At 66.4% G+C, this 21,697-nt stretch carries 20 protein-coding genes; 14 read left to right on the forward strand and 6 right to left on the reverse strand.

Annotation, left to right across the window (positions count from 1 at the left end; genetic code table 11):
* The first annotated feature begins 89 nt into the window (after positions 1-89).
* The 5 genes from FOB72_RS10905 (at position 90) to FOB72_RS10925 (ending at position 6,944) form a co-directional block, all read left to right on the forward strand.
* Entirely contained in the window at positions 90-2,312 is a 2,223-nt protein-coding gene (locus FOB72_RS10905; protein ID WP_150372528.1) for an AsmA family protein, read from the forward strand.
* A 215-nt stretch (positions 2,313-2,527) separates the two neighbouring features.
* Positions 2,528-3,721: an MFS transporter gene (locus tag FOB72_RS10910; protein ID WP_150372529.1), complete on the forward strand. Its 1,194-nt coding sequence runs from the start codon at positions 2,528-2,530 to the stop codon at positions 3,719-3,721.
* 76 nt (positions 3,722-3,797) lie between these two features.
* Positions 3,798-4,436 (forward strand): pyridoxamine 5'-phosphate oxidase, encoded by a 639-nt coding sequence (gene pdxH / locus FOB72_RS10915; protein ID WP_150372530.1) that lies wholly within the window; start codon positions 3,798-3,800, stop codon positions 4,434-4,436.
* Positions 4,437-4,656: 220 nt separating this feature from the next.
* A complete protein-coding gene (locus tag FOB72_RS10920) occupies positions 4,657-5,892 on the forward strand; it encodes an SAM-dependent methyltransferase (protein WP_150372531.1) in 1,236 nt (411 codons plus the stop codon).
* A 23-nt stretch (positions 5,893-5,915) separates the two neighbouring features.
* The gene (locus FOB72_RS10925; RefSeq protein WP_150373861.1) at positions 5,916-6,944 is read left to right on the forward strand and encodes a DUF72 domain-containing protein; all 1,029 of its coding nucleotides are present in this window, start codon (positions 5,916-5,918) and stop codon (positions 6,942-6,944) included.
* Between the two features lie 18 nt (positions 6,945-6,962).
* Here the strand turns inward: FOB72_RS10925 and msrA are convergent, their stop codons facing one another.
* The gene (gene msrA / locus FOB72_RS10930; protein WP_150372532.1) at positions 6,963-7,508 is read right to left on the reverse strand and encodes a peptide-methionine (S)-S-oxide reductase MsrA; all 546 of its coding nucleotides are present in this window, start codon (positions 7,506-7,508) and stop codon (positions 6,963-6,965) included.
* A gap of 266 nt (positions 7,509-7,774) precedes the next feature.
* Here msrA and FOB72_RS10935 point away from each other — a divergent pair, with 266 nt between their 5' ends.
* Positions 7,775-8,353, forward strand: a complete 579-nt coding sequence (locus FOB72_RS10935) for a flavin reductase family protein (protein ID WP_411859790.1) — start codon at positions 7,775-7,777, stop codon at positions 8,351-8,353.
* Here FOB72_RS10935 and FOB72_RS10940 read toward each other — a convergent pair.
* The gene (locus tag FOB72_RS10940) at positions 8,337-8,813 is read right to left on the reverse strand and encodes an Lrp/AsnC family transcriptional regulator (protein ID WP_150372534.1); all 477 of its coding nucleotides are present in this window, start codon (positions 8,811-8,813) and stop codon (positions 8,337-8,339) included. The genes FOB72_RS10935 and FOB72_RS10940 overlap by 17 nt on opposite strands.
* Positions 8,814-8,944: 131 nt before the next feature.
* Between FOB72_RS10940 and kynB the strand changes: the two genes are divergently transcribed.
* The 3 genes from kynB to kynA are packed head-to-tail and all read left to right on the forward strand — an operon-like array spanning position 8,945 to position 11,760.
* Positions 8,945-9,586, forward strand: coding sequence for an arylformamidase (gene kynB, locus FOB72_RS10945; RefSeq protein ID WP_150372535.1), 642 nt, complete (start codon positions 8,945-8,947; stop codon positions 9,584-9,586).
* Positions 9,587-9,605: 19 nt separating this feature from the next.
* Positions 9,606-10,862: a kynureninase gene (gene kynU / locus FOB72_RS10950; protein WP_150372536.1), complete on the forward strand. Its 1,257-nt coding sequence runs from the start codon at positions 9,606-9,608 to the stop codon at positions 10,860-10,862.
* A 28-nt stretch (positions 10,863-10,890) separates the two neighbouring features.
* Positions 10,891-11,760 carry a tryptophan 2,3-dioxygenase gene (kynA, locus tag FOB72_RS10955; protein ID WP_150372537.1) on the forward strand — a complete coding sequence of 290 codons (870 nt, stop codon included), beginning with the start codon at positions 10,891-10,893 and terminating at the stop codon, positions 11,758-11,760.
* A 9-nt stretch (positions 11,761-11,769) separates the two neighbouring features.
* Here kynA and FOB72_RS10960 read toward each other — a convergent pair whose 3' ends face one another.
* A complete protein-coding gene (locus tag FOB72_RS10960; RefSeq protein WP_223851304.1) occupies positions 11,770-12,627 on the reverse strand; it encodes an IclR family transcriptional regulator in 858 nt (285 codons plus the stop codon).
* Positions 12,628-12,736: 109 nt separating this feature from the next.
* Here FOB72_RS10960 and FOB72_RS10965 point away from each other — a divergent pair, with 109 nt between their 5' ends.
* The gene (locus FOB72_RS10965; protein ID WP_150372539.1) at positions 12,737-13,930 is read left to right on the forward strand and encodes an acyl-CoA dehydrogenase; all 1,194 of its coding nucleotides are present in this window, start codon (positions 12,737-12,739) and stop codon (positions 13,928-13,930) included.
* A gap of 64 nt (positions 13,931-13,994) precedes the next feature.
* On the opposite strand, the gene FOB72_RS10970 is transcribed toward FOB72_RS10965, so the two are convergent.
* Complete coding sequence (locus FOB72_RS10970) at positions 13,995-14,633, reverse strand: peroxiredoxin (RefSeq protein ID WP_150372540.1); 639 nt, start codon at positions 14,631-14,633, stop codon at positions 13,995-13,997.
* Positions 14,634-14,968: 335 nt separating this feature from the next.
* Here FOB72_RS10970 and FOB72_RS10975 point away from each other — a divergent pair, with 335 nt between their 5' ends.
* The 3 genes from FOB72_RS10975 to FOB72_RS10985 all read left to right on the forward strand — a co-directional run bounded on the left by FOB72_RS10975 (position 14,969) and on the right by FOB72_RS10985 (position 16,447).
* Complete coding sequence (locus tag FOB72_RS10975) at positions 14,969-15,286, forward strand: YqjD family protein (RefSeq protein WP_317889529.1); 318 nt, start codon at positions 14,969-14,971, stop codon at positions 15,284-15,286.
* 217 nt (positions 15,287-15,503) lie between these two features.
* The gene (locus FOB72_RS10980) at positions 15,504-15,881 is read left to right on the forward strand and encodes a phage holin family protein (RefSeq protein WP_150372541.1); all 378 of its coding nucleotides are present in this window, start codon (positions 15,504-15,506) and stop codon (positions 15,879-15,881) included.
* On the forward strand, positions 15,878-16,447 hold the full coding sequence (locus FOB72_RS10985) for a DUF3318 domain-containing protein (protein ID WP_150372542.1): 570 nt from the start codon (positions 15,878-15,880) through the stop codon (positions 16,445-16,447). The genes FOB72_RS10980 and FOB72_RS10985 overlap by 4 nt, the downstream gene beginning before the upstream one ends.
* A 7-nt stretch (positions 16,448-16,454) precedes the next feature.
* Here FOB72_RS10985 and FOB72_RS10990 read toward each other — a convergent pair whose 3' ends face one another.
* Complete coding sequence (locus FOB72_RS10990; RefSeq protein WP_150372543.1) at positions 16,455-19,289, reverse strand: EAL domain-containing protein; 2,835 nt, start codon at positions 19,287-19,289, stop codon at positions 16,455-16,457.
* On the opposite strand from FOB72_RS10990, the gene FOB72_RS10995 reads away from it, so the two are divergent.
* Positions 19,278-19,466 carry a hypothetical protein gene (locus FOB72_RS10995; RefSeq protein WP_150372544.1) on the forward strand — a complete coding sequence of 63 codons (189 nt, stop codon included), beginning with the start codon at positions 19,278-19,280 and terminating at the stop codon, positions 19,464-19,466. The genes FOB72_RS10990 and FOB72_RS10995 overlap by 12 nt on opposite strands.
* Before the next feature lie 59 nt (positions 19,467-19,525).
* Here FOB72_RS10995 and FOB72_RS11000 read toward each other — a convergent pair whose 3' ends face one another.
* Positions 19,526-21,616 (reverse strand): M13 family metallopeptidase, encoded by a 2,091-nt coding sequence (locus FOB72_RS11000; protein WP_191002132.1) that lies wholly within the window; start codon positions 21,614-21,616, stop codon positions 19,526-19,528.
* Between the last annotated feature and the right edge of the window lie 81 nt (positions 21,617-21,697).

Genomic DNA, 21,697 nt, shown 5'->3' on the forward strand with positions numbered 1-21,697 from the left:
CGCGCGCCGCGATTCCTACAATGACTTGCAGTGGTTGATGCGCCGCTTCGGCCCGCCCGAGCGCCGCACACGATTACAAGGCCAACTCCATGCCCGTCACCCGCCGCCAGAAGGTTGCCCTCTGGAGCATTTTTACGCCGCTCGCGCTGATCGCCATCATCGTGATCGTGATTCTCACGTTCGACTGGAATCGGCTCAAGCCCTGGCTCAACGACAAGGTGTCGCAGGCCATCGGCCGTCCGTTCGCGATCAACGGCGACCTCGTCGTGACCTGGAAGCGCGCGCAGGGCGAAACCGGCTGGCGCACGCTGGTGCCGTGGCCGAGACTCTCGGCAAGCGATATCACGATCGGCAATACCGAGTGGGCCAAGGCCCCGCAGATGGCGACCGTGCGCGAGGTCATCTTCGTGCTGCGGCCACTGCCGCTGCTCGCGCACGAGATCAATGTGCCGAGCATCGTGATCGACAGCCCCGCCGTCTGGCTCGAGCGCCTTGCCGACAAGCGCAACAACTGGACCTTCGATACCGGCCCCAAGACCGGCAACTCGAACTGGCATCTCGACATCGGCGAGATCGTGCTCGCGCAGGGCAATATCGCGCTCAACGACGCCGCGTCCAAGATCGACATGCAGGCCGAGATCGGCACCATCGGCGACAACGCGCTGTACAACAAGGCGCGCGATGGCGCATTGATCAATGCCGCGTCGGAAGCCTCGGCCGTACAGGGCAACCCCTCCGACGAGCGCCGTTACGGCCTGCGCTGGAAAGCGGTGGGCCACTACAACCAGGCCACCATCAACGCCAGCGGCAAGGCCGGCACGGTGCTGAGCCTGCGCGATACCGACACGCCGTTTCCCGTGCAGGCCGACGTGCGCGTCGGCGGCACGCGCGCGGTCATCGAGGGCACGCTGACGAATCCCGCGCACCTCGGCGCGCTGGACGTGCACCTGGCCCTGTCCGGCGACAACATGGCCAAGCTCTACGCGCTTACCGGCATCGTGCTCCCGTCCACACCCCCGTATGAAACGCGTGGCCGGCTCGTGGCGACGCTCAGGAAGGACGCATCGAGCTACAGCTATCGCAACTTCACCGGCAAGGTGGGCGGCAGCGACCTGGGGGGTACGCTGAACTTCCAGCAACGCTCGCCGCGCCCGCTGCTCTCGGGCGAGCTCGAATCGAAGCAGTTGCTGTTCTCCGATCTCGCGCCGCTGATCGGTGCCGATGCCAAGCCCGGCGAAGCGGCGTCCGACAGCAGCGTCAAGCAGCCCGCCGACAAGGCGCTGCCGGTCGCACCATTCCACACGGAGCGCTGGGACCAGATCGACGCCGACGTGCAATTCACGGGCCGGCGCATCGTGCGGACCGAAGACCTGCCGATCACGAACCTGACCACGCACCTGAAGCTGACCGATGGCGTGCTGTTGCTCGATCCGCTCAATTTCGGCGTGGCGGGCGGCAACCTCGTCTCGACGATCCGGCTCGACGGCAAGCGCGAACCGATGGCCGCGATGATCGACATGAACGCGCGGCGCCTCAAGATCAAGCAAATGTTCCCGAAGGTCGAGTCCATGCGCGCGAGCATCGGCGAGATCAACGGCGCCGCGAAGCTGTCCGCCACCGGCAACTCCGTGGCCGCCCTGCTGGGCACGTCCAATGGCGAGGCACGGCTGCTCGTCGAGAACGGCACCGTCAGCAAATTCATCCTCGAAGCCATGGGGCTCAATGTCGGGAGCGTCGTGATCTCCAAGCTCTTCGGCGACAAACCCGTGCAGATCAACTGCGGCGTCGCGGACTTCGGCTTTACCAACGGCGTGGGGCGCGCGCGCACGTTCGTGCTCGATACGCAGGACGCGGTCATCAATGTCGATGGCGCGGTCGATCTTGCCAACGAGCGCACGGCGCTGACGATCCATCCCGATTCGAAGGGCGTGCGGATCATCTCGCTGCGGTCGCCGCTTTATATCGGCGGCACGTTCAAGAAGCCGTCCGTGAGTCCGAATATCGCGGTACTCGCGCTGCGCGCGGGCGGGGCCGTCGCGCTCGCGCTCGTGGCGCCCGTGGCCGCGGTGCTGCCGCTCATCGACCTGTCGTCGGGCGACGAGAGCCAGTGCGGACGCCTGCTGACGGAACTCAAGAAGCGCCCCACGGCGCCGCCGCCGGGCAAGACCTACAAGGATCCCAAGGCGCAGGCGGCCAGTGCGCCGGCCGCCGCCGCGCCTTCCGGAAACACCCCGGCGGACGCCGCCTCCGCAAAGAAGCCGACGGCCCCCACGGCCATCCAGCAGCCGGACCCCATGCACGAAGGCAGCTGAGGCGCGCCCGGGGCCCGATAGCGCGATCCGGGGGCGTTGCTTTTTTCCGACGCCTCCGACCACCCCTCGACCGCCCCGCGACCGGCCGCACGACTGACCGCACGACTGACCGCACCAAGACCGTTGCGTTTTTGCACGACACAGTCCCCGTTGTTGTGCATGTGCCACATTGAGGCGCATACTTAAACGGCCATTTACAAGCCCCCGCCCCCCAAATGACGTTGCCCCCTGCCACGGTGCCGCCGATCAGCTGGCTGATCGCCCTCACGGTGTGCAATCACGTCGCCTTCAACGCGAGCCGCGTTGTCGTCTCGCTGTTCGCCATCTCCCTCAAGGCCTCGACGATCACGCTCGGCGTGCTGATGGCGCTCTATGCGCTGCTGCCGATGTTCCTCGCGATTCCCGCGGTCCGCCGGATCGATGCCATCGGGCCGCGACTGCCGATGACCGCGGGCTCGATCATGGTCGTGGCCGGCACGCTGATGCCCGCGGTGTGGCACGACATCGCATCGCTGTATGGCGCCTGCGCGCTGATCGGCGTCGGCTTCATGCTGGTGCAGGTGGCCATGCAGCTGCTGATCGGACAGGTCTCGACCAACGAGACGCGGCTGCGCAACTATTCGCTGCATGCGCTGGGGCTGTCCGTCTCCGGCACGCTCGGCCCGGTGACGATGGGTTACGTGATCGAACATGCAGGGTTCCGCTGGGCCTTCATCGTGCTCGTCGGGGTGGCCATCGCGGGCCAGATCGGCCTCCAGTACGTGCGGCCGCGCCTGCCCGCCACGGGCGGCAACGCGGGCCGCATCGCCATCGAGGACGGCTCGCGGCAATCGACGCTGAGCCTGCTTCAGTACCCCGAGCTGCGCGCGGTGTTCGTCGCGAGCGCGGTGCTCTCGGCCGCGTGGGACCTGCACGCGTTCCTGATCCCGATTCGCGGCTCGAACATCGGCCTCACCCCATCGTCGATCGGCTGGGTGCTCGGCGCCTTCTCGCTCGCCACGCTGGCCATCCGTATCGCCATGCCGCTGATCACGCGCCATTTCTCGGAATGGAAGATCATTCGCATCGCGCTGACGGTGGGCGCGCTCGCCTACCTGATCTATCCGTTCGTCTCGCAGTTCTGGCTGATGTGCGCGCTCGCGTTCCTGCTGGGTCTCGCGCTCGGCAGCGCGCAGCCCAATGTCATGAACATCCTGCATATCGCCTCGCCCTCGGGCCGCGCCGGCGAGGCCCTCGGCCTGCGCTCGGCCGTGCTGAACACGAGCCAGGTCGTCTGGCCGCTCACGTTCGGCGTGGTGGGCACGGCGCTGGGCATGCTGCCGATCTTCCTCTCGATGGCGGGCGCGATGGGCATGGCCGGCTACTACTCGCGCACGCAGACGCGCAACAAGGCATTGCCTCCCGTTTGATGCAGCGCAGGTCGCGCCATGCGGCGCATTCGCTATACTCGAAGCATCCTTCGTGATGTTTTCGTGCGGATGTGACATGACTGAACTAGCCGACCTGCGCCGCCAATTCGTGCTCGGCGCGCTCTCCGAAACCGACGTGGCCAACGACCCGATCGTGCAGTTCCAGCGATGGTTCGACGAGGCCGTGGTCGCGAAAATGCCCGACCCCAACGCCATGACCCTCGCGACCGTTGGCGCGAACGGCCAGCCCTCGGCGCGCATCGTGCTGCTCAAGGGCGTGGACGCATCGGGGTTCACGTTCTTCACCAACTACGAGAGCCGCAAGGGCAACGACCTGCTCTCCAACCCGCGCGCGGCGCTGCTCTTCCACTGGGTGCAACTCGAGCGCCAGGTGCGCATCGAGGGCGAAGTCCGCAAGGTCGATGAAGCCGAAAGCGATGCATATTTCGTGTCGCGTCCGCTCGGCTCCCGGCTCGGCGCCTGGGCGTCGGAGCAAAGCCGCGAGGTGGCCGACCGTGGTGTGCTCGAAGCCCGCGAGGCGGATTTCCGCGCGCGCTTCGGCGACGATCCGCCCCGCCCGCCGCACTGGGGCGGCTACCGCCTGATGCCGAACTGGATCGAGTTCTGGCAGGGCCGCGCATCGCGCCTGCACGACCGCATCGGCTTCCGCCGTCAGGACGACGGCAGCTGGCGCATTGTGCGATTGTCGCCCTGATTTTTGTCCCGACCGTTGGACGATCTGTCGAACGGTCTGGACAGTCCCGCGCCGCGCCGCGCCACGCGCTCCCTATATCCCTGAAAGCCACGCCCAGCTTGCGTTTCCGCGAGGCCGGGAATCCATGTTTGCTCGCCTAGACAAGCAAAGGGCCCGTCACACGCGCGCTCCCGTTCGGCAGTAGAGTCAATGGATCGTTGCCATTACGGGAGAGCACGGCATGTTGTTCAAACAAGCTTTGGATACCCAACTCGAACGCTGGATCGCCGACGTGCGCGAGCACGCCAACCTTCCGGTCCGATTGCGTTTGTGGAATGGCAGCGAGTTCGCGCTGGGCCGGTTCGAGACGCCCGATGTCACGCTGACCGTGCGCGAGGCCGCGGCGCTGCCGCTGCTGCTCGTGCCGAGCCTCGACAACCTCGGCGAGGCCTACGTGCAGCAGAAGATCGATCTCGACGGCAAGCTGGCCGACATCATCAATGTGGGATACGGCTTCTCGGCGGCCGCAAAGTCCGTCGCGGGCGGCATGCTGGCCAGGGTGGCGCAGCACTTCACGCATTCGAAGCAGGAAGACAAGTCCGCGATCCAGTACCACTACGACGTCTCCAACGACTTCTATCAACTGTGGCTCGACCCGCGCATGGTGTATTCCTGCGCCTACTTCGAACATGGCGACGAGGACCTCGCGACCGCGCAGCTGAAGAAGATCGACCATATCCTGACGAAGATCCGGCTGCAGCCCGGGCAGACGCTGCTCGATATCGGCTGCGGATGGGGCGCGCTCGTGATCCGCGCCGCGCAGAAGTTCGGCGCGCGCTGCGTGGGCATTACGCTCTCGCAGAACCAGTTCGACCTCGCCACGGCACGCGTGAAGGAAGCCGGGCTGGCGGACCGGATCGAGATCCGGCTGCAGGATTACCGCGACGTCACGGGGCAGTTCGACCGCATCACGAGCGTCGGCATGTTCGAGCATGTGGGCAAGGACAACCTGCCCGGCTACTTCGGGCGCATCCGCGAGCTGCTGGCCGACGACGGCGTGGCGATGAACCATGGGATCACCGCGACCGATCCGGACAGCGGCGAGGTGCCGATGGACGGCGCGGCCTTCATGGACCGCTACGTGTTTCCGCAGGGCGAGCTCCCGCATATCGGCCTCGTGCTGCAGACCCTGCAGCAGGGTGGGCTCGAGGCATTTGACGTGGAACTGCTGCGGCGGCACTATGCGCAGACGCTGCGCCACTGGGCCGAGAATTTCGAGGCCCATGGCGATGCCATTCGCGAGATGGTCGGCGAAACCAAGTTCCGCATCTGGCGCGTGTACCTGGCCGGATGCGCGCACGCGTTCACGACGGACCAGATGTCGATCTACCAGATCGTCTGCCACAAGGCGGGACGACAGGCTGAGACGCTGCCTTCGTCGCGACGGTATATCTACGACACCACGCTGGCCAGTTGACGACGAATCTAGACCTGTTTGGCATGCCGGCCGACTCGGCTGACGATACGCCGGCCGACGACCGCGCGGCACCCTCGGCCAGGGCCGCGCGGGGCAAGGCGATCCAGCCCGCCGAGGTCTCGGCCGAGCTCGCCGCGCTGGCCGCGCGCCTGCCGCGCCATCTCTACCTCGGCACGTCGTCGTGGTCCTATCCGGGCTGGCACGGCCTCGTCTACGATGGTCAGTACAGCGAGAGCCTGCTCGCGCGCAAGGGACTGACCGCATACGGCCGGCATCCGCTGCTGCGCGCCGCCGGCATCGACCGCGGCTTCTACGGTCCGATTCCGCTCGCCGACTACCTGTCCTACGCCTCCCAGGTCCCAGAAGATTTCCGTTTCCTGATCAAGGGGCCCGCCAGCGTCTGCGACGGCTGGGTGCGCGGATCGGACGGCGCGGGGCGCCTGCCCAACGCGGCGTTCCTCGACCCCGATATCGCCGTGCGCGACTTTATCGTGCCCGCGACGGGCGGACTCGGACGCCGTTGCGGCCCGCTGCTGTTCCAGCTCTCGCCGCTCGGCAGCATGGCCAGCGACGCCGAGGCCTTTCACGCGCGGCTGGGCGCGTTCCTGCAGGCGCTGCCGCCGCTGGACCCGTCGCTGACGCCGTTCGCATGCTATGCGGTGGAGATGCGCGACCCGTCGCTGCTGACGCCGCGCTATATCAAGCTGCTGCGCGCGCATGGCGTGCGCTTCTGCCTGTCCGCGCGCGATCGCCTGCCGCCGGTCAGCCGCCAGGCGGGTGCGCAGGCGCTCATGGACGCCGAAGCGCCGGGACCGCTCGTGCTGCGATGGATGCTGTATCAGGGCCGCTCGTACGAGATCGCCGAGGCCGCGTACGCGCCGTTCGACAAGCTCGTGGACGAGGATGCGCCCACGCGCGAGGCCATTGCCGACCTCGTCGTGCGCACGCTCGCGGCGGACCAGCCCGCCTACGTGATCGTCAGCAACAAGGCCGAGGGCTCGGCCCCGCTGACTTGCCTGAAGCTGGCGCAGGCCATCGCCGAGCGGCTCTGACCCGCGTACGGCGAGCCCTTACTGACGCAGGCGGTGCGCGAACTGCCTGCGGAACTTGGCCACCTTCGGCGTGATGACGAACGCGCAGTAGCCCTGCCCCGGATGATCGACGTAGTAGTTCTGGTGGCTTTCTTCGGCGCGCCAGTACGGCTGCTCCGGCTCGATCTGCGTCACGATCGGATCGTCATAGACCTTGTTGGCCGCGATCTCGCGCATCACGTACTCGGCGGTCGCGCGCTGCGCCTCCGAATGCGTGAAGATCACGGACCGGTACTGCGTCCCCACGTCGTTGCCCTGCCGGTTCAGCGTGGTTGGGTCATGGATCGCGAAGAAGATCTCGATGATCTCGCGGTAGGTGATCACGGACGGGTCGAATGTCACGCGCACCACCTCGGCATGTCCCGTGTCGCCCTCGCAGACCTGCCGGTACGTGGGATGACTGACATGGCCGCCCGTATAACCGGACTCCAGGGCACGCACGCCCTCCACGTGCTGATAGACCGCTTCCAGACACCAGAAGCATCCGCCGCCAAGCGTGGCGATCTCCAACTGTTGCTGTTCCATGTCTTTGGCTCCCTTCGCCGTCATGTCGTCTTCCCCATTCACTAGGATATTCAAGCAAATGGAGACGCGCTTGCAAATATGAAGGGGCGGCGGGCGCACCCCGTCCGCTACAATCACGGGTATGCCCGGGTGGGCCCGGGTGGCGCGATTCGTGCGGAGCCCAACCGAGCCGCCCGCGCCTGGAGATTAGGTTGTGGTTGCGCGCGCGCATCCGCGAGCGCGATTACACTGTGGAACCCGTCATGGAATTGTGTGGAGCCCAAGACATGGGCATGCCTGAAACCGGAAGCCGCCTGGAGGGCCCGGATGCGGACCCCGCCGCAAGCGGCGCGGCCGCGCCCGACTTCGATACCCAGCATTTCCGCCGTGCGCTGTCGCAGTTCGCCACGGGCGTGACCGTCATGACCACGCGCTCGGCCGGCCATCATCACCACGGCGGCGCACCGTTTGTCGGAATTACCGCCAGTTCCTTCAACTCCGTCTCGCTCGACCCGCCGCTCGTGCTCTGGAGCCTGGCCATGCGCGCCAGCAGCCTGCCGATGTTCCGCGCGGGATCGCACTACATCATCAACGTGCTGGCCGCTTCGCAGCTGGATCTCTGCCAACGCTTTGCCACGCTCAAGGGAGACCGGTTCGCCGGCGTGGACTATCGCCTGTCCGAGACCGGGCTGCCGATTCTCGCCAACGCGCTGGCCTGGTTCGAATGCCACAACCGCAGCCGCTACGACGAGGGCGATCATGTGATCTTCGTCGGCGAAGTGGAACGCTGCGGCATTCTCGACGACGCCGGCCAGCCACTCGTGTTCCAGCGCGGCGGGTTCTCGACGCTCAAGCCCCTGCCTTGAGGATCGCCAGCGGCGACCCTTCGGTCTTGATCCGCTGCAGCACGATGTTCGACCGGATATCCATCACGCCCGGCGTGCGGTAGAGCCGGTTGACGATGAAATCCGAGTAGTGCTTGAGGTTGCGCGCCTGCACGCGCAGGATGTAGCTGCTGTCGCCGGTGATCACGTAGGCAGACAGCACTTCGGGCCACGCCTGCACGGCCTCGTTGAACGTCTCGTGCCACCCTTCCACGTCGTGGCGCATCGATACCTGCACGATCGCCTCGATCTCCAGCCCCAGCTGTTCCGCGTCGAACCACGCGCGGTAGCCCCCGATCACCCCGCCTTCCTCGAGTAGCCGCACGCGCCGCAGGCACGCCGATGGCGACAGCGCCACGCGGTCCGCCAGATCCTGATTGCTGATGCGGCCGTTCTCCTGCAGGCAGGTCAGGATACGGAGATCGATGGGGTCGAGGGTCATTGCAGATTCCACCGTGAAATAGTTGTTCTACGCAAGATTCTGCGAAATCGTATCGATTTTCGCGGTGAAATGGCAAGCCTCTTTCGCGATGTTTTGACTACCATGCGGGCATGCATCGAGAAAGGTTTGCCATGACAAACGCGCCCCGCACGCTCTGGGATATCACGCCGCCGGTGTCCCCCGCCACGCCCGTCTGGCCCGGCGATACGCCGTTCCAGCATCAGCCGTCGTGGCAGATGGATGCCCACTGCCCCGTCAATGTGGGCCGCATCACGATGTCGCCCCATACGGGCGCCCACACCGACGCCCCGCTCCATTACGCGGCGGATGGCGCCGCGATCGGCGATGTCGCGCTCGATGCGTATCTGGGCCCATGCCGCGTGATCCATTGCCTCGGCGCCAGGCCCGCCGTCACGCCCGACCAGATTGCCGATGCGCTCGATGGCACGCCGCCGCGTGTGCTGCTGCGCACCTACGCGCGCGCGCCGCTCGACGCGTGGGACAGCCAGTTCTGCGCCGTGGCCGCGGAGACCATCGCGCTGCTGGCCGCGCATGGCGTGCGGCTGATCGGCATCGACACGCCCTCGCTAGACCCGCAGGACTCCAGGACCATGGACGCCCATCGCGCCGTGCATGCCCACGGCCTCGCGATTCTCGAGGGCATCGTGCTCGACGACGTGCCTGCCGGCGACTACGAACTGATTGCGCTGCCGCTCCGGCTGGCGGGCCTCGATGCCAGCCCCGTGCGCGCGGTACTGCGAACCCTTCCCTGATTTCCACCGCCCTCTGCCCATGACAGCCTTCACCCGGGAACACTGCCTCGCGCTCGACCGCGAAGATCCGCTTGCGCCGCTGCGGGAGCAATTCGCGCTGCCTTCGGGCGTGATCTACCTCGACGGCAACTCGCTCGGCGCGCGGCCGCACGCCGCGACCGCGCGCGCCGCCGAAGTCGTCGCCGCCGAATGGGGCAACGGACTCATCCGCAGCTGGAACGACGCGGGCTGGTTCGATCTGCCCCGCCGGCTCGGCAACAAGCTCGCGCCGCTGATCGGCGCACGCGACGATGAAGTGGTGGTCACCGACACCACGTCGATCAACCTGTTCAAGGTGCTGGCCGCCGCGCTGCGCGTGCAGCAGCAGCGCGACCCCGCGCGCCGCGTGATCGTGTCCGAGTCGAGCAACTTCCCGACCGACCTCTATATCGCGCAGGGCCTTGCGGACCTGCTCCAGCGCGGCTATTCGCTGCGCCTCGTCGACGATCCCTCCGAACTCGATGCCGCGATCGATGCCGATTGCGCGGTGCTCATGCTCACGCACGTCAACTACAAGTCAGGCGAGATGCTCGACATGACGGGCCTGACCGAACTCGCTCATGCGCGCGGCGCGCTCACGGTATGGGACCTCGCCCACTCGGCCGGCGCGGTGCCCGTCGATCTGCATGGCGCGCATGCCGATTACGCGATCGGCTGCACCTACAAATACCTCAACGGCGGCCCCGGCTCGCCCGCGTTCGTGTGGGTCGCGCCCGCGCTGCGCGATGCATTCTGGCAGCCGCTGTCGGGATGGTGGGGCCATGCCGCGCCGTTCGCGATGTCGCCGCGCTATCGGCCCACCGAGGGGATCGGGCGCTTCCTCTGCGGTACGCAGCCGATGACGTCGCTCGCGCTCGTCGAATGCGGCCTGGACGTGTTCGCGCAGACGAGCATGGCCGCGCTGCGCGAGAAGTCGCTGCGGCTCACGGACCTGTTTATCCGCCTCGTGGAGCATCGCTGCGGCGATCATCCGCTGAAGCTCGTCACGCCGCGCGACCATGCCCGCCGCGGCAGCCACGTCAGCTTTGCGCATCCCGACGGGTATGCGGTCGTGGCGGCGCTGATCGAGCGCGGCGTCATCGGCGACTATCGCGAGCCGTCGATCGCGCGGTTCGGCTTTACGCCGCTGTACACGAGCTTTACAGAGGTATGGGATGCCGTCGAGGTGCTGCGCGACGTGCTCGATACGGGCGTCTATCGCGAAGACCGCTTCGCGGTGCGCGGGCAAGTGACCTGATTCGATCCGATTTTCAAGGCAGAAACCTATGAGCACCACCTCGGGATGCCCGTTCTCGGGCAAGACCACCACCGGCGAGGGCGACTGGCACGGCGCGCAGATGGACTTCGCGCGCGACATGAGCTACGGCGACTACCTCGGCCTCGATCAGATCCTCGATGCCCAGCATCCGCGCTCGCCCGACCACAACGAGATGCTGTTCATCGTCCAGCACCAGACCACCGAGCTGTGGATGAAGCTGATGCTGCATGAACTGCGCGCGGCACGCGAGAGCGTGCGCGAAGACCGCCTGCCGCCCGCGTTCAAGATGCTGACGCGCGTGTCGCGCATCATGGACCAGCTCGTCCAGGCGTGGAACGTGCTGGCCACGATGACGCCGCCTGAATACTCGGCCATGCGGCCGTACCTCGGCGCATCGTCCGGGTTCCAGTCGTATCAGTATCGCGAGATCGAATTCATCCTCGGCAACAAGAACGCGGCCATGCTGCGGCCGCATGCGCATCGGGCGGAGCACCTCGCGCTGGTCGAGACCGCGCTGCGCACGCCCTCGCTGTACGACGAGGCCATTCGCCTGATGGCACGGCGCGGCTTTGCGATCGACGCGGCATGCCTCGAGCGCGACTGGTCGCAACCGGCGGGCGACAACGCGTCGGTGGAGGCGGCGTGGCTGCAGGTCTATCGCGACCCGTCCGCGCACTGGGATCTCTACGAGCTCGGCGAAAAATTCGTGGATCTCGAGGATGCGTTCCGCCAATGGCGCTTCCGCCATGTGACGACGGTCGAACGCGTGATCGGCTTCAAGCGCGGCACCGGCGGCACCGAAGGCGTCGGCTATCTGCGCAAGATGCTCGACGTGGTCCTGTTTCCGGAACTGTGGAAGCTGCGCACCGATCTCTGAGCCCCCGGCTCAGCCCGTGGCCTCCGACAGCCGCGCCGCCAGCGCGCGCAGCGCCGGCGCGAGCTTGTCATGGAAGTCCTGTTCAGGCACCGCGCCATACGATGCGCTGCAGCTGAGCATATGGATCTCGCGTTCACCAATCGGCCGGAACGCGACCGCACAGGCGTGGATCGCCGGATGCCAGTCCCGGAACGACGCCGAGTACCCGAGGCGCTCGGCCGCTTCGAGTGCCACACGCATCGGCGCCTCCTGCTGACGCCATTGCTCGGGATAGGCCTGCGCGAATTCCGCGATCACGCGCTCGCGCCGCGCCGAGGGCAACGCCGCCAGGTACGCGCGCCCCATCGAGCTCGAAACCAGCGACAGCCGCGACCCCACCCCGAGACCGAGCATCACGCCCGCGTCGTTACGAATCGACTCGAGGTAGATGACCTCGAGCCGGTCGCGCTTGCCCAGCGACACCGACACCCCATGCGACTGCGCGAACGCGAGCATATGCGGGCGCGCCAGCGCCACGACATTCGACGCCGACAGATACGAGAACCCTAGCGCGAGCACGCCGGCGTCGAGCGCGTACTTGCCGAGCGAGGCGTCATAGCGAAGATAGCCCAGCTGGACCAGCGTGCCGGCCAGCCGGCTCACGGTCGCCTTCGGAAAACCGGTACGGCGCACGAAGTCCTGGTTGCCCAGCATCGCCTCGCCCGTGCGGAAGCAGCGCAGCAGTTCGAGGCCGCGCGCGAGCGCGGTGACGAAATTCGGGTCGCTGGCCCGCTCGCCCGCCGCGCTATCTGGGGCGCTGTCTGGGGCGCTATCCGGGACGGTGTCGGCAACGACATCGGATGTCTGGGGAATCGGCACATCGGCCACGGCGGTCTCCTGATTGCGCAACGGTATTGCACCGCCACGAGGTTCGGCTATACTACCGCATCGGAACATGGTTCCGCAATGCGGAACTTTAAATCTTCAGGAGACCTCGATGGCCGCGAACGCCGAATTCCATTGGACCGATCCTCTGCTGCTGGACCAGCAACTCACCGACGAAGAGCGCATGGTGCGTGACGCGGCGGCGTCCTACTGCCAGGACAAGCTCATGCCGCGCGTGCTGCAGTCCTTCCGTAACGAGAAGACCGATGTCGAGATCTTCCGCGAGATGGGCGAACTGGGCCTGCTGGGCCCCACCATTCCGGAGCAATACGGCGGCCCCGGCCTCAACTACGTGAGCTACGGCCTGATCGCGCGCGAAGTGGAGCGCGTGGACTCGGGCTATCGCTCGATGATGAGCGTGCAGTCGTCGCTCGTGATGGTGCCGATCTACGAATTCGGCAGCGATGCCCAGAAGGAAAAGTATCTGCCGAAGCTCGCCACCGGCGAATGGATCGGCTGCTTCGGCCTGACCGAGCCGAACCACGGTTCGGACCCGGGCTCGATGGTCACCCGCGCGAAGAAGGTGGATGGCGGCTACGAGCTCAGCGGCGCCAAGATGTGGATCACCAACTCCCCGATCGCCGACGTGTTCGTCGTGTGGGCCAAGCTCCAGGGCGAGGACGGCAAGGGCGCGATCCGCGGCTTTATCCTCGAGAAGGGCTGGAAGGGCCTGTCGGCCCCGGCGATCCACGGCAAGGTGGGCCTGCGCACGTCGATCACGGGCGAGATCGTGATGGACCAGGTGTTCGTGCCCGAAGAGAACATCATGCCGGGCGTCAGCGGCCTCAAGGGCCCGTTCACGTGCCTGAACTCGGCACGCTACGGCATCGCCTGGGGCGCGATCGGCGCCGCCGAATTCTGCTGGCATACCGCGCGCCAGTACACGCTGGACCGCAAGCAGTTCGGCCGCCCGCTGGCCGCCACGCAGCTCGTGCAGAAGAAGCTGGCCGACATGCAGACCGAGATCACGCTCGCGCTGCAGGGCTGCCTGCGCCTGGGCCGCATGAAGGACGAAGGCACGGCGGCGGTGGAAATCACTTCGATCATGAAGCGCAATTCGTGCGGCAAGTCGCTGGACATCGCCCGCGTTGCCCGTGACATGCTCGGCGGCAACGGCATTTCCGACGAGTTCGGCGTGATCCGTCACGTGGTCAACCTCGAGGTGGTCAACACCTACGAAGGCACGCACGACATCCACGCGCTGATCCTGGGCCGCGCCCAGACCGGCCTGCAAGCGTTTTTCTGATCCGGTAAAAACAAAACGCCCGGCGGGACATCGGTCGCGCCGGGCGAAAATCACACCACCAGGATTACTTGTTCGGCTGCGGCGTCAGACGCAGGTACGGACGCACCGCCTTGTAGCCCTTCGGGAATTTCTGGCGGATCACCTCTTCGTCCTTCAGCGACGGCACGATCACCACATCGTCACCGTCCTGCCAGTTGCCCGGCGTGGCGACGCTGTGGTTGTCGGTCAGTTGCAGCGAATCGATGACGCGCAGGATCTCGTTGAAATTTCTACCCGTGCTGGCCGGATACGTAATGATCAGGCGCACTTTTTTCTTCGGATCGATGATGAACAGCGAACGCACCGTCAGCGTGTCGTTGGCGTTCGGATGAATCATGTCGTACAGGTTGGACACCTTGCGGTCGCTGTCGGCAAGAATCGGGAAATTGACCGACGTTCCCTGCGTTTCATTGATATCGCCGATCCAGCCCTTGTGCGATTCCACGTTATCCACAGACAGCGCGATGGCCTTCACGCCGCGCCTGGCGAACTCGTCCTTGAGCTTCGCGGTCAGACCGAGTTCCGTCGTGCACACGGGCGTGTAGTCCGCTGGGTGCGAAAACAGGACACCCCAGCCATCGCCGAGCCACTCGTGAAAACGGATGGTGCCTTCGCTCGACTCCTGTTCGAAATCGGGAGCGATATCGCCGAGACGCAATGACATGCCTAATCTCCTGTTGATCTGGGGGAAAGAATCGAATTGAACCAGCTTAGTGAGATTGCGATCCAACTCAAACGAATATAAAGTCACTATAAAATCACTCGAAGTCATAAGACCAATGCTGTCCTACGCCGTCGAGAGTCTTGTAACGCTTCGGTTTCCAGCGGATCGGACTATAGCCGAACGCACTCGATGCCGATATCGATATGCCATCGACATCGGATCGAATGCCCGAAACCGTGCGTCAAGACTTGAAACGATGGCTCGCCGCCACATATCCTAGTTTCATGTCCCGCGTGGAGACACGAAACGCCACAAGTGGGAGCGAGCAAGGCAAAATGTCACCAACACAACCAACCGCCCGCAAACAGGAGAAACTGATGAGCGATGTCAAGACCGTTCTGTCCGACGCCGAAGAACTGCTTAAGCAAGCGGCCTCGACTACCGGCGAGAAAGCTGCCGAACTGCGCGAGCGTGGCATGGGCCTGCTGAAGCAAGCCAAGGAGAAGGCCCAGGATCTGCAGGACGCCGTGGTCACGAAGAGCAAGGCCGCCGCACGCGCGACCGACGATTACGTGCATGACCACCCGTGGCGCGCCGTGGGCGTGGCGGCCGGCGTGGGCCTGCTGATCGGCCTGCTGCTCAACCGCAAGTAAGATCCAGATCCAGCACGGGCGGTGCGAGCGTGCCACCCGTTGCTGCATAACGTTTTACCTGACCCGGCCGGGGCGACCCGCGCCGGGTAGTTGCCGGGGGCCACCTGCTCGGGTCTCCATGCCCAGGGCCTCCCCTGCCACAGGTGGAGGCTCCAACCCCGCCGGCCGCGTCGCGAGTCTTTCCGCGTCACGCCTCGCACATTCGCAAGACCGCCGCATGAGCGAACCCTCTTCCCCGAAGTTCCTGGACGCCCTTCGCAACCTGGCCAGCTCGATCGTATCGATGCTGCAGACGCGACTGGAACTTGCGAGCGTGGAACTGGCCGAGGAGCGCGCCCGACTGATGAAGGTGGCGCTCCTTGCCTTTTTCGCGCTGGCATTTTTCAGCATGGCGCTGATGACGTTCACGCTGCTGATCGTCATCCTGTTCTGGGAAAGTTACCGGTGGCAGGCCATCCTTGCCATCATGCTCTTCTACTTCGTCGCGGCCGCAGCCTGTTTGCTGGTCGCGCGCAACAAGCTGCGCCATGCGCCGCCGCTGTTCGAAGCCACGCTCGCTGAGCTCGACAAGGACCGGGAGATGCTGCGCCGATGACTACTCCAAACGACGATCAGGACCCGTACGCCGACCAACGCGCGGGCGACCGTCCGCGCCGCGATCATCCGCGGCCCGCACGCTTCTCGCATGAAGTCCGGCTGCCGCTCGCGGTACGCAAGGAGCTGCTGCTCACGCGGGCCGCGCTCGAACGCTACGATGCGCTGCAGGCGCTGCAGCAGGTGCGTGGCGGTGCGCGCCGCATGACCAACGTGAGTGCGTGGCTGCCCAAGGTGGCCGGCCTCACGCGCCCTGGCGGCTGGCTCAAGCTGCTGGGCATCACGCGCGAGTATCCGATGGTGAGTACCGCCATCACGCTGGCGCTGCCACTCTTGCGCAAGACGCCGGTCGGACGCGTGGCGTGGAAGCTTTCGAAATTCGGCGCGCTCGGTGCGGCCGGCTACTTTGCCTACCGATCGTGGCAGGCCGCGCAGCGGCCCGTGCGCAAACCCGGCGATACCGGGTTTCGCGATCCGCTCGTCCACTCGCCGCCCGCGCCCATGACACCCGCGGGGCCTGCGGGAACCACGGACGCCACGTCGCCGATCGTACCGCCGCCGGTCTGACCGCGGCTTATAGCGTCACCGCGAAGCGTTCGGTGGTCTCCACATGCACGCTGGTGCCGCGCGCGAACGGCATCGGCCGTGCGATGTAGTGGCCCTGCGCGTAGTCGATGCCGAGTCCGCGCAGACGCTCCAGCATGGCTTCGCTCTCGACGAACTCGGCGATCGTGCGCTTGCCCATGGCCTGCCCGATTCGCTGGATCGCCTCGATCATCACGAGGTTGACGGGATCGTCGAGCATCTCGCGCACGAAGCTGCCGTCGATCTTCAGATACGCGGTGGGCAGGTGCTTGAGATATGCGAACGACGACATGCCCGCGCCGAAATCGTCGAGCGCGAACGCGCAGCCCATCGCCTGCAGCTGCTGAATGAACGCGGCCGCCTGCGTCAGGTTCGCGATGGCCGCGGTCTCGGTAATCTCGAAGCAGACGCTATCGAGCGCCAGGCCCTGCAGTTCGGCCTGCTGCTGGACAAACGCGGGGAAGTGATCGTCGGCGAGCGACGCGCCGGATAGATTGATCGAACACATCGCGATGCAGCCGGGCTGCTCGGCCTGCAGGCGCGCCAGCGCGGCGAAGCCGGTCTCGACGACCCATCGGTCGATCATCGGCATCAGGTTGAACCGCTCGCACGCGGGCACGAATGCCATCGGCGGGACGAGTTCGCCGCGCTCGTCGATCAGGCGCAGCAGCAGTTCGATATGGCGGCCGGACCGGCCATCGATGCCCGGCTGCAACGCCACGATCTCCTGCGCATACAGGCAGAACCGGCCGGCGGCCAGCGCCGCATGCACGCGGCTGACCCACTCCATCTCGCCGCGGCGCGACTGCATCGCGTTGTCGTCCATGCGATAGATCTGCACGCGGTTGCGCCCGCCCTCCTTCGCCATGTAGCACGCGGCGTCGGCCGCGCTGAGCGCTTCCTCCACCTTGACGATGCTGCCATCGAGGCTGACCACGCCGATGCTCACGCCCAGCGCGAACGTGCGCTGCCGGTGCGCGAAGCGGAACGACGAGATCGCGCGGCGCAGGGCCTCGGCCACGCGCGCGCCTTCCTCGCCCGAACAGTGTTCGAGCAGGACGCCGAATTCGTCGCCGCCGAGCCGCGCGAGCGTGTCGCCCTTGCGCAGCGCCTGCCGCATGACTTCCGCTACCTGCCGGATGAGTTCGTCGCCGGCCGCGTGGCCGCACGTATCGTTGACCACCTTGAACTGGTCGAGGTCGAGGTACATCAGCGTGTGCGTGCAGTCGGTCTGCCGTGTACTGCCCGTGGCCGCCGCGAGCCGTCGCTCGAACTCCGCGCGATTGACGAGGCCCGTCAGCGCATCGTGGGTGGCCTCGTGCGCGAGCCGCGCGGCGTGCGCGCGCTCCATGCTCACGTCATGCATCACGAGCACCACGCCGATGGCAAGTCCCGCGCGGTCGCGGATCAGCGCGACCGACGGCTTGACCGCGACCAGACCGCCGCCTCGCCGCGCCAGCAGCATGATGGCCTGCGTGGGCCAGCGCTCCTGCAACGCGCGCGAGATGAGGTCGGTGATCGGCGCACCCGTGCCCTCGTCCTGCAGCGGACATGTCTGCGCCAGGAACGTGCCCAGCGCCTCCTGATTCGACCAGCCCGTGAGCAGCTCCGCCACCGGGTTCAGCGATTCGATGCGGCCCCACACGTCCGTCGTCACCACCGCTTCGCCGATGGCCTGCAGCGTGACCTGCGCACGCTCCTTTTCCGCGAAAAGCTGCGATTCGAACTCCTTGCGATCGGAGATATCGGTCAGCGATCCGGCCATGCGCGCGGGCTTGCCCGTCGTGCCGCGCACCATGCGCCCACGCGAACGGACCCACTGGAAGCCGCCGCCCTTCCGGCGCAAGCGGAACTCGACGTCGTATTGCGTACCCTCGCGCAGATGCCGCGACAGCTGCCGCTCGAATCCGGGCACGTCGGACGGATGCATCAGTGCAAGCAGGGTCTCGCGCGCATGCGGCAGTTCATCGGGTTCGTAGCCGAGCATCTCCGCGCAGCGCGGCGAGAAGTAGAGCTCCCCGCGGTGCGGATGCCAGTCCCACAGGCCGTCGCTGCTGCCAGCCACGGCGAGCTTGAGCCGCTCTTCGCTACCGGTCAGCGCCTCGCGCAGCTGCCGCTCCTGACGGAGGATGCGATAGGACAGCCAGACGGCGCTCAGCAACAGCAGCACGGCCAGGCCGACCGCGCCCCATAGCAGCGTGTCGCGCACGCGCCGCGAGGCCGTGCCGATGCTGTACGAGAACGCGATTTCGAGCGGCGTGAGGCGGGCGTCGATCTCGGTGATTTCCGAGACCAGCGGCTTCAGGCAGATGTCGTCGCAGGCGGGGTCCGCCGCGCGTTCGCGCAGCGTGCTCGCCACCGTATCGAGCTTGTGGATATCGCGGTCGGCCTCGGCCCACAGCGCAATCGCGCGGTCGATCTCGGTAACGTTACGGAAGTAGCGATACAGCCGGATCATCGCCGGGATATCGTCGGGATGATTGCCGCCCGCGATCAGGCCCTGGAATGCCTTGTCGCGATCGAAATCGTCCTCGTTCTCGAGCGCGACGCGCGCCTCGGCATCGCCGAGCGGCAATGCGATGGCCATGCGGTACGCCTCGAAATCGACGTCCTGCCGCGTTTCGGCAAACCTCAGCAGATGGAGAACGGCGGCCTTCTGGCCCTTGGTCCAGAGGCTCTCCGCCGAAATGAACGCGCGCGACGCGGATAGCAAATCGACACTGGCGACGCAGAAAAACGCCAGCGCGATAACCACGGGGACGAACGGCCAGGCGACGCGCAGCACGCGTCCGCCGGCCGGCGGGGATCCGCCATGCTGCTGCATAAAGACTTCCCTTGCCGGCGTCCGCGCAGCCAGCAAATCGTCGATACCTCGGATAAAGGAGTGCGGAGCGTCGCCAACACGCGCGGTATGGCGCGTGGCGCAACGTCCATTCTGGGTCACGACGGTATCGGCGTCTTTAACTCAGACGTGTTATTTTTTGCCGGCCCGGCGCCATGATAGAGGCACATGGGAAAAAAAGCGATGTGTAACGGTGCCGCACACCATTACCGGTACGGTTACCAGATCACGACACGTTCGTCCGGTCCGCGGGCCATCGGCTGCCCGGGCGCGCAACCGAAAGCGGCCGCGAACGATGTCATGTTGGACAGCGGGCCGATGATGCGGAAGCGCGCGGGCGCATGTTCGCCGAAAGCCAGCGATTCGGCGACGGCGGCCGGTGTCTGCTTGACGCGGAAGCGCTGGGCCCAGCTGATGAAGAAGCGCTGGGCCTGCGAGAGGCCGTCGACCGGCCGATTCTCCGCCGGAAAGCTGGCCATCCGGGCCTGCAATGCATCGTAGGCCGCGTTGAGGCCGCCAAGGTCGCCGATATTCTCGTTGACCGTGCGCCGTCCATCGACGAACACGCCCGGGGCCCCTTCGTAAGCGTCGAACTGCTTCACCATCGCGCTCGCCCGCGCCATGAAGCGCTGCCTGTCGTCCGCCTGCCACCAATCGACCATCGTGCCCGTACCGTCCCGCCCGGCGCCCTGGGTATCGAAACCATGCGATATCTCATGGCCGATGATCGCGCCGAGCCCGCCATAGTTGAACGCGGCATCGTCGTTCGGATCGAACATCGGCGGTTGCAGCATGGCGGCGTGGAGCAGGATGGCATTCTCGTCGTGCACGTAAGTGGCATTCACCATGTACTGCGCGGCGTCGAACGGCAGCACATCGGTCGTGGTACCGATGGCGGCGCGCACGCGTTGCAGGTCGAAGCGATGCACCGCCTGCAGGTTGGCGAAATGCACGGAAGTCATCTGGGGCAAGAGCGCCGATACATCGACGGCGTCCGCCTGCGAGGCCACCGAGACCTTCATCTGCCGCTCCTTCTCCAGCGCGCGGGCGCGCGTTTCGGGCGAGAGCCACGCCGCGCGGGCCAGGCGCGCGCGGAACGCCGCGCGCACGTCATTCACCAGCCGTGTGGCCACCTCGATGGACTGCGGGGTAACGGCGCGCGCCGCGTATTCCATGCTCATGGACTGCGCCAGCGCAGGCAAGGTACTGATGGCCTGCTGCACGTCGCCCCATTGCGGGTCGTCCAGCACCAGGCCATTCGCCATGCCGCCGTCGGCCGGACCGCCTGCCTCGCGAAACGCGGCGGACAGATACGGCGCCGCATCCTGCAGCTTCCAGACCTTGAGCGTGGCCTTCCATTGCGTCAGCGGGACCTCGGCGATCATGCGATCGAGCGCTTCTATCCATGCGATGTCCGCCACGACGAACTTCGCGGGTGGCGTGATGCCCTGCGCGCGAAAATACGCGCGCCATTCGATGTGTTCGACCGCGCGATTGGCTTCCTCGAGGGTCACGACCGACATCTTGCCCACGGGGTCCGCGGGCTCCGCGGCGGCCGGCAGTATCCTCCCCAGGCGCGCCTCGGCGTCGAAGGCCAGCGCGGCCGCCTGCTCCGCGTCGGCGACGCCCGCGAGGCGCAGCAGCGACGCGTTCATGCGCAGGTACCGATCCCGCGCCGCCCCACTCTCCGGCGTGGTGTCCGTGTACAAGGCACGCTGCATGACACCGAGCGCCCGCACCGAGACGATGGCCATATTGAGGTCCAGCCGTTGGCCCGGCGCCAGGCCCGGCACCCGCTTCTCCGCACCCAGTCCGATGACGGAACTCCCGTCGTCGTCGTCCGGCTTCATCAGGTACGCGACGAGCGCGTCGGTGTTGCCGATGGCATCGATGCGCGCCAGCGCGGGCATCACCGGCGCCGCGCCCGCTCGCTCGATGGCCGCCCGATCCATGCCGGCATCGTAGACGGCCTTCAGCAGTTTCAGCCGCGCGCTGGTGCCGCCGCCGCTTGCGATCTGCCGCTGGATGTCGTAGGCATTGCGCTCCGCGGTATGCGAGGGACTGATGACCGCCTGCCCCGGCAGCGTGAACGGCGTCGTGGCGCGCCATTTCCCATTGACGTAGGCGTCGAAGTCCGTGCAGGCAGCGCTCGGGGCCTGAAGGCCCCGGCTGTCGATGGGGTTCGAGGCGGCAGCCTGCCCACCCACGGCGCCCCGCGTCAGAGGTGGGGACGGGGGCGGGGACGAATCATCGCCCCCGCATGCGACCACGGCGGCGGCGGCGAACGGTACGAAGAGAGACGGCTTCATGGCGGCGAATGGGCGGGTGAGTACCTTCCGCATTCTCGGCTTTCACGCCATCCGGTCCATCGCCATCCGCCGATTCCTGGT

It is taken from the genome of Cupriavidus pauculus, assembly GCF_008693385.1.
In the GTDB taxonomy this organism is placed as follows: domain Bacteria; phylum Pseudomonadota; class Gammaproteobacteria; order Burkholderiales; family Burkholderiaceae; genus Cupriavidus; species Cupriavidus pauculus_D.

What these genes read in the sequence shown, in the direction of transcription:
- FOB72_RS10940 (WP_150372534.1), bottom strand. Translation starts at nt 8,813, where the DNA reads ATGACCCTCGACCCCATCGATCTCCGTATCCTGACCTGCCTGCAGGAG.
- FOB72_RS10970 (WP_150372540.1), bottom strand. Translation starts at nt 14,633, where the DNA reads ATGTCATTGCGTCTCGGCGATATCGCTCCCGATTTCGAACAGGAGTCG.
- FOB72_RS10965 (WP_150372539.1), top strand. Translation starts at nt 12,737, where the DNA reads ATGGCCGCGAACGCCGAATTCCATTGGACCGATCCTCTGCTGCTGGAC.
- FOB72_RS10980 (WP_150372541.1), top strand. Translation starts at nt 15,504, where the DNA reads ATGAGCGAACCCTCTTCCCCGAAGTTCCTGGACGCCCTTCGCAACCTG.
- FOB72_RS10910 (WP_150372529.1), top strand. Translation starts at nt 2,528, where the DNA reads ATGACGTTGCCCCCTGCCACGGTGCCGCCGATCAGCTGGCTGATCGCC.
- FOB72_RS11000 (WP_191002132.1), bottom strand. Translation starts at nt 21,616, where the DNA reads ATGAAGCCGTCTCTCTTCGTACCGTTCGCCGCCGCCGCCGTGGTCGCA.
- FOB72_RS10925 (WP_150373861.1), top strand. Translation starts at nt 5,916, where the DNA reads ATGCCGGCCGACTCGGCTGACGATACGCCGGCCGACGACCGCGCGGCA.
- kynU (WP_150372536.1), top strand. Translation starts at nt 9,606, where the DNA reads ATGACAGCCTTCACCCGGGAACACTGCCTCGCGCTCGACCGCGAAGAT.
- kynA (WP_150372537.1), top strand. Translation starts at nt 10,891, where the DNA reads ATGAGCACCACCTCGGGATGCCCGTTCTCGGGCAAGACCACCACCGGC.
- FOB72_RS10905 (WP_150372528.1), top strand. Translation starts at nt 90, where the DNA reads ATGCCCGTCACCCGCCGCCAGAAGGTTGCCCTCTGGAGCATTTTTACG.
- msrA (WP_150372532.1), bottom strand. Translation starts at nt 7,508, where the DNA reads ATGGAACAGCAACAGTTGGAGATCGCCACGCTTGGCGGCGGATGCTTC.
- FOB72_RS10985 (WP_150372542.1), top strand. Translation starts at nt 15,878, where the DNA reads ATGACTACTCCAAACGACGATCAGGACCCGTACGCCGACCAACGCGCG.
- FOB72_RS10935 (WP_411859790.1), top strand. Translation starts at nt 7,775, where the DNA reads ATGGGCATGCCTGAAACCGGAAGCCGCCTGGAGGGCCCGGATGCGGAC.
- FOB72_RS10975 (WP_317889529.1), top strand. Translation starts at nt 14,969, where the DNA reads ATGTCACCAACACAACCAACCGCCCGCAAACAGGAGAAACTGATGAGC.
- kynB (WP_150372535.1), top strand. Translation starts at nt 8,945, where the DNA reads ATGACAAACGCGCCCCGCACGCTCTGGGATATCACGCCGCCGGTGTCC.
- FOB72_RS10990 (WP_150372543.1), bottom strand. Translation starts at nt 19,289, where the DNA reads ATGCAGCAGCATGGCGGATCCCCGCCGGCCGGCGGACGCGTGCTGCGC.
- pdxH (WP_150372530.1), top strand. Translation starts at nt 3,798, where the DNA reads ATGACTGAACTAGCCGACCTGCGCCGCCAATTCGTGCTCGGCGCGCTC.
- FOB72_RS10920 (WP_150372531.1), top strand. Translation starts at nt 4,657, where the DNA reads ATGTTGTTCAAACAAGCTTTGGATACCCAACTCGAACGCTGGATCGCC.
- FOB72_RS10995 (WP_150372544.1), top strand. Translation starts at nt 19,278, where the DNA reads ATGCTGCTGCATAAAGACTTCCCTTGCCGGCGTCCGCGCAGCCAGCAA.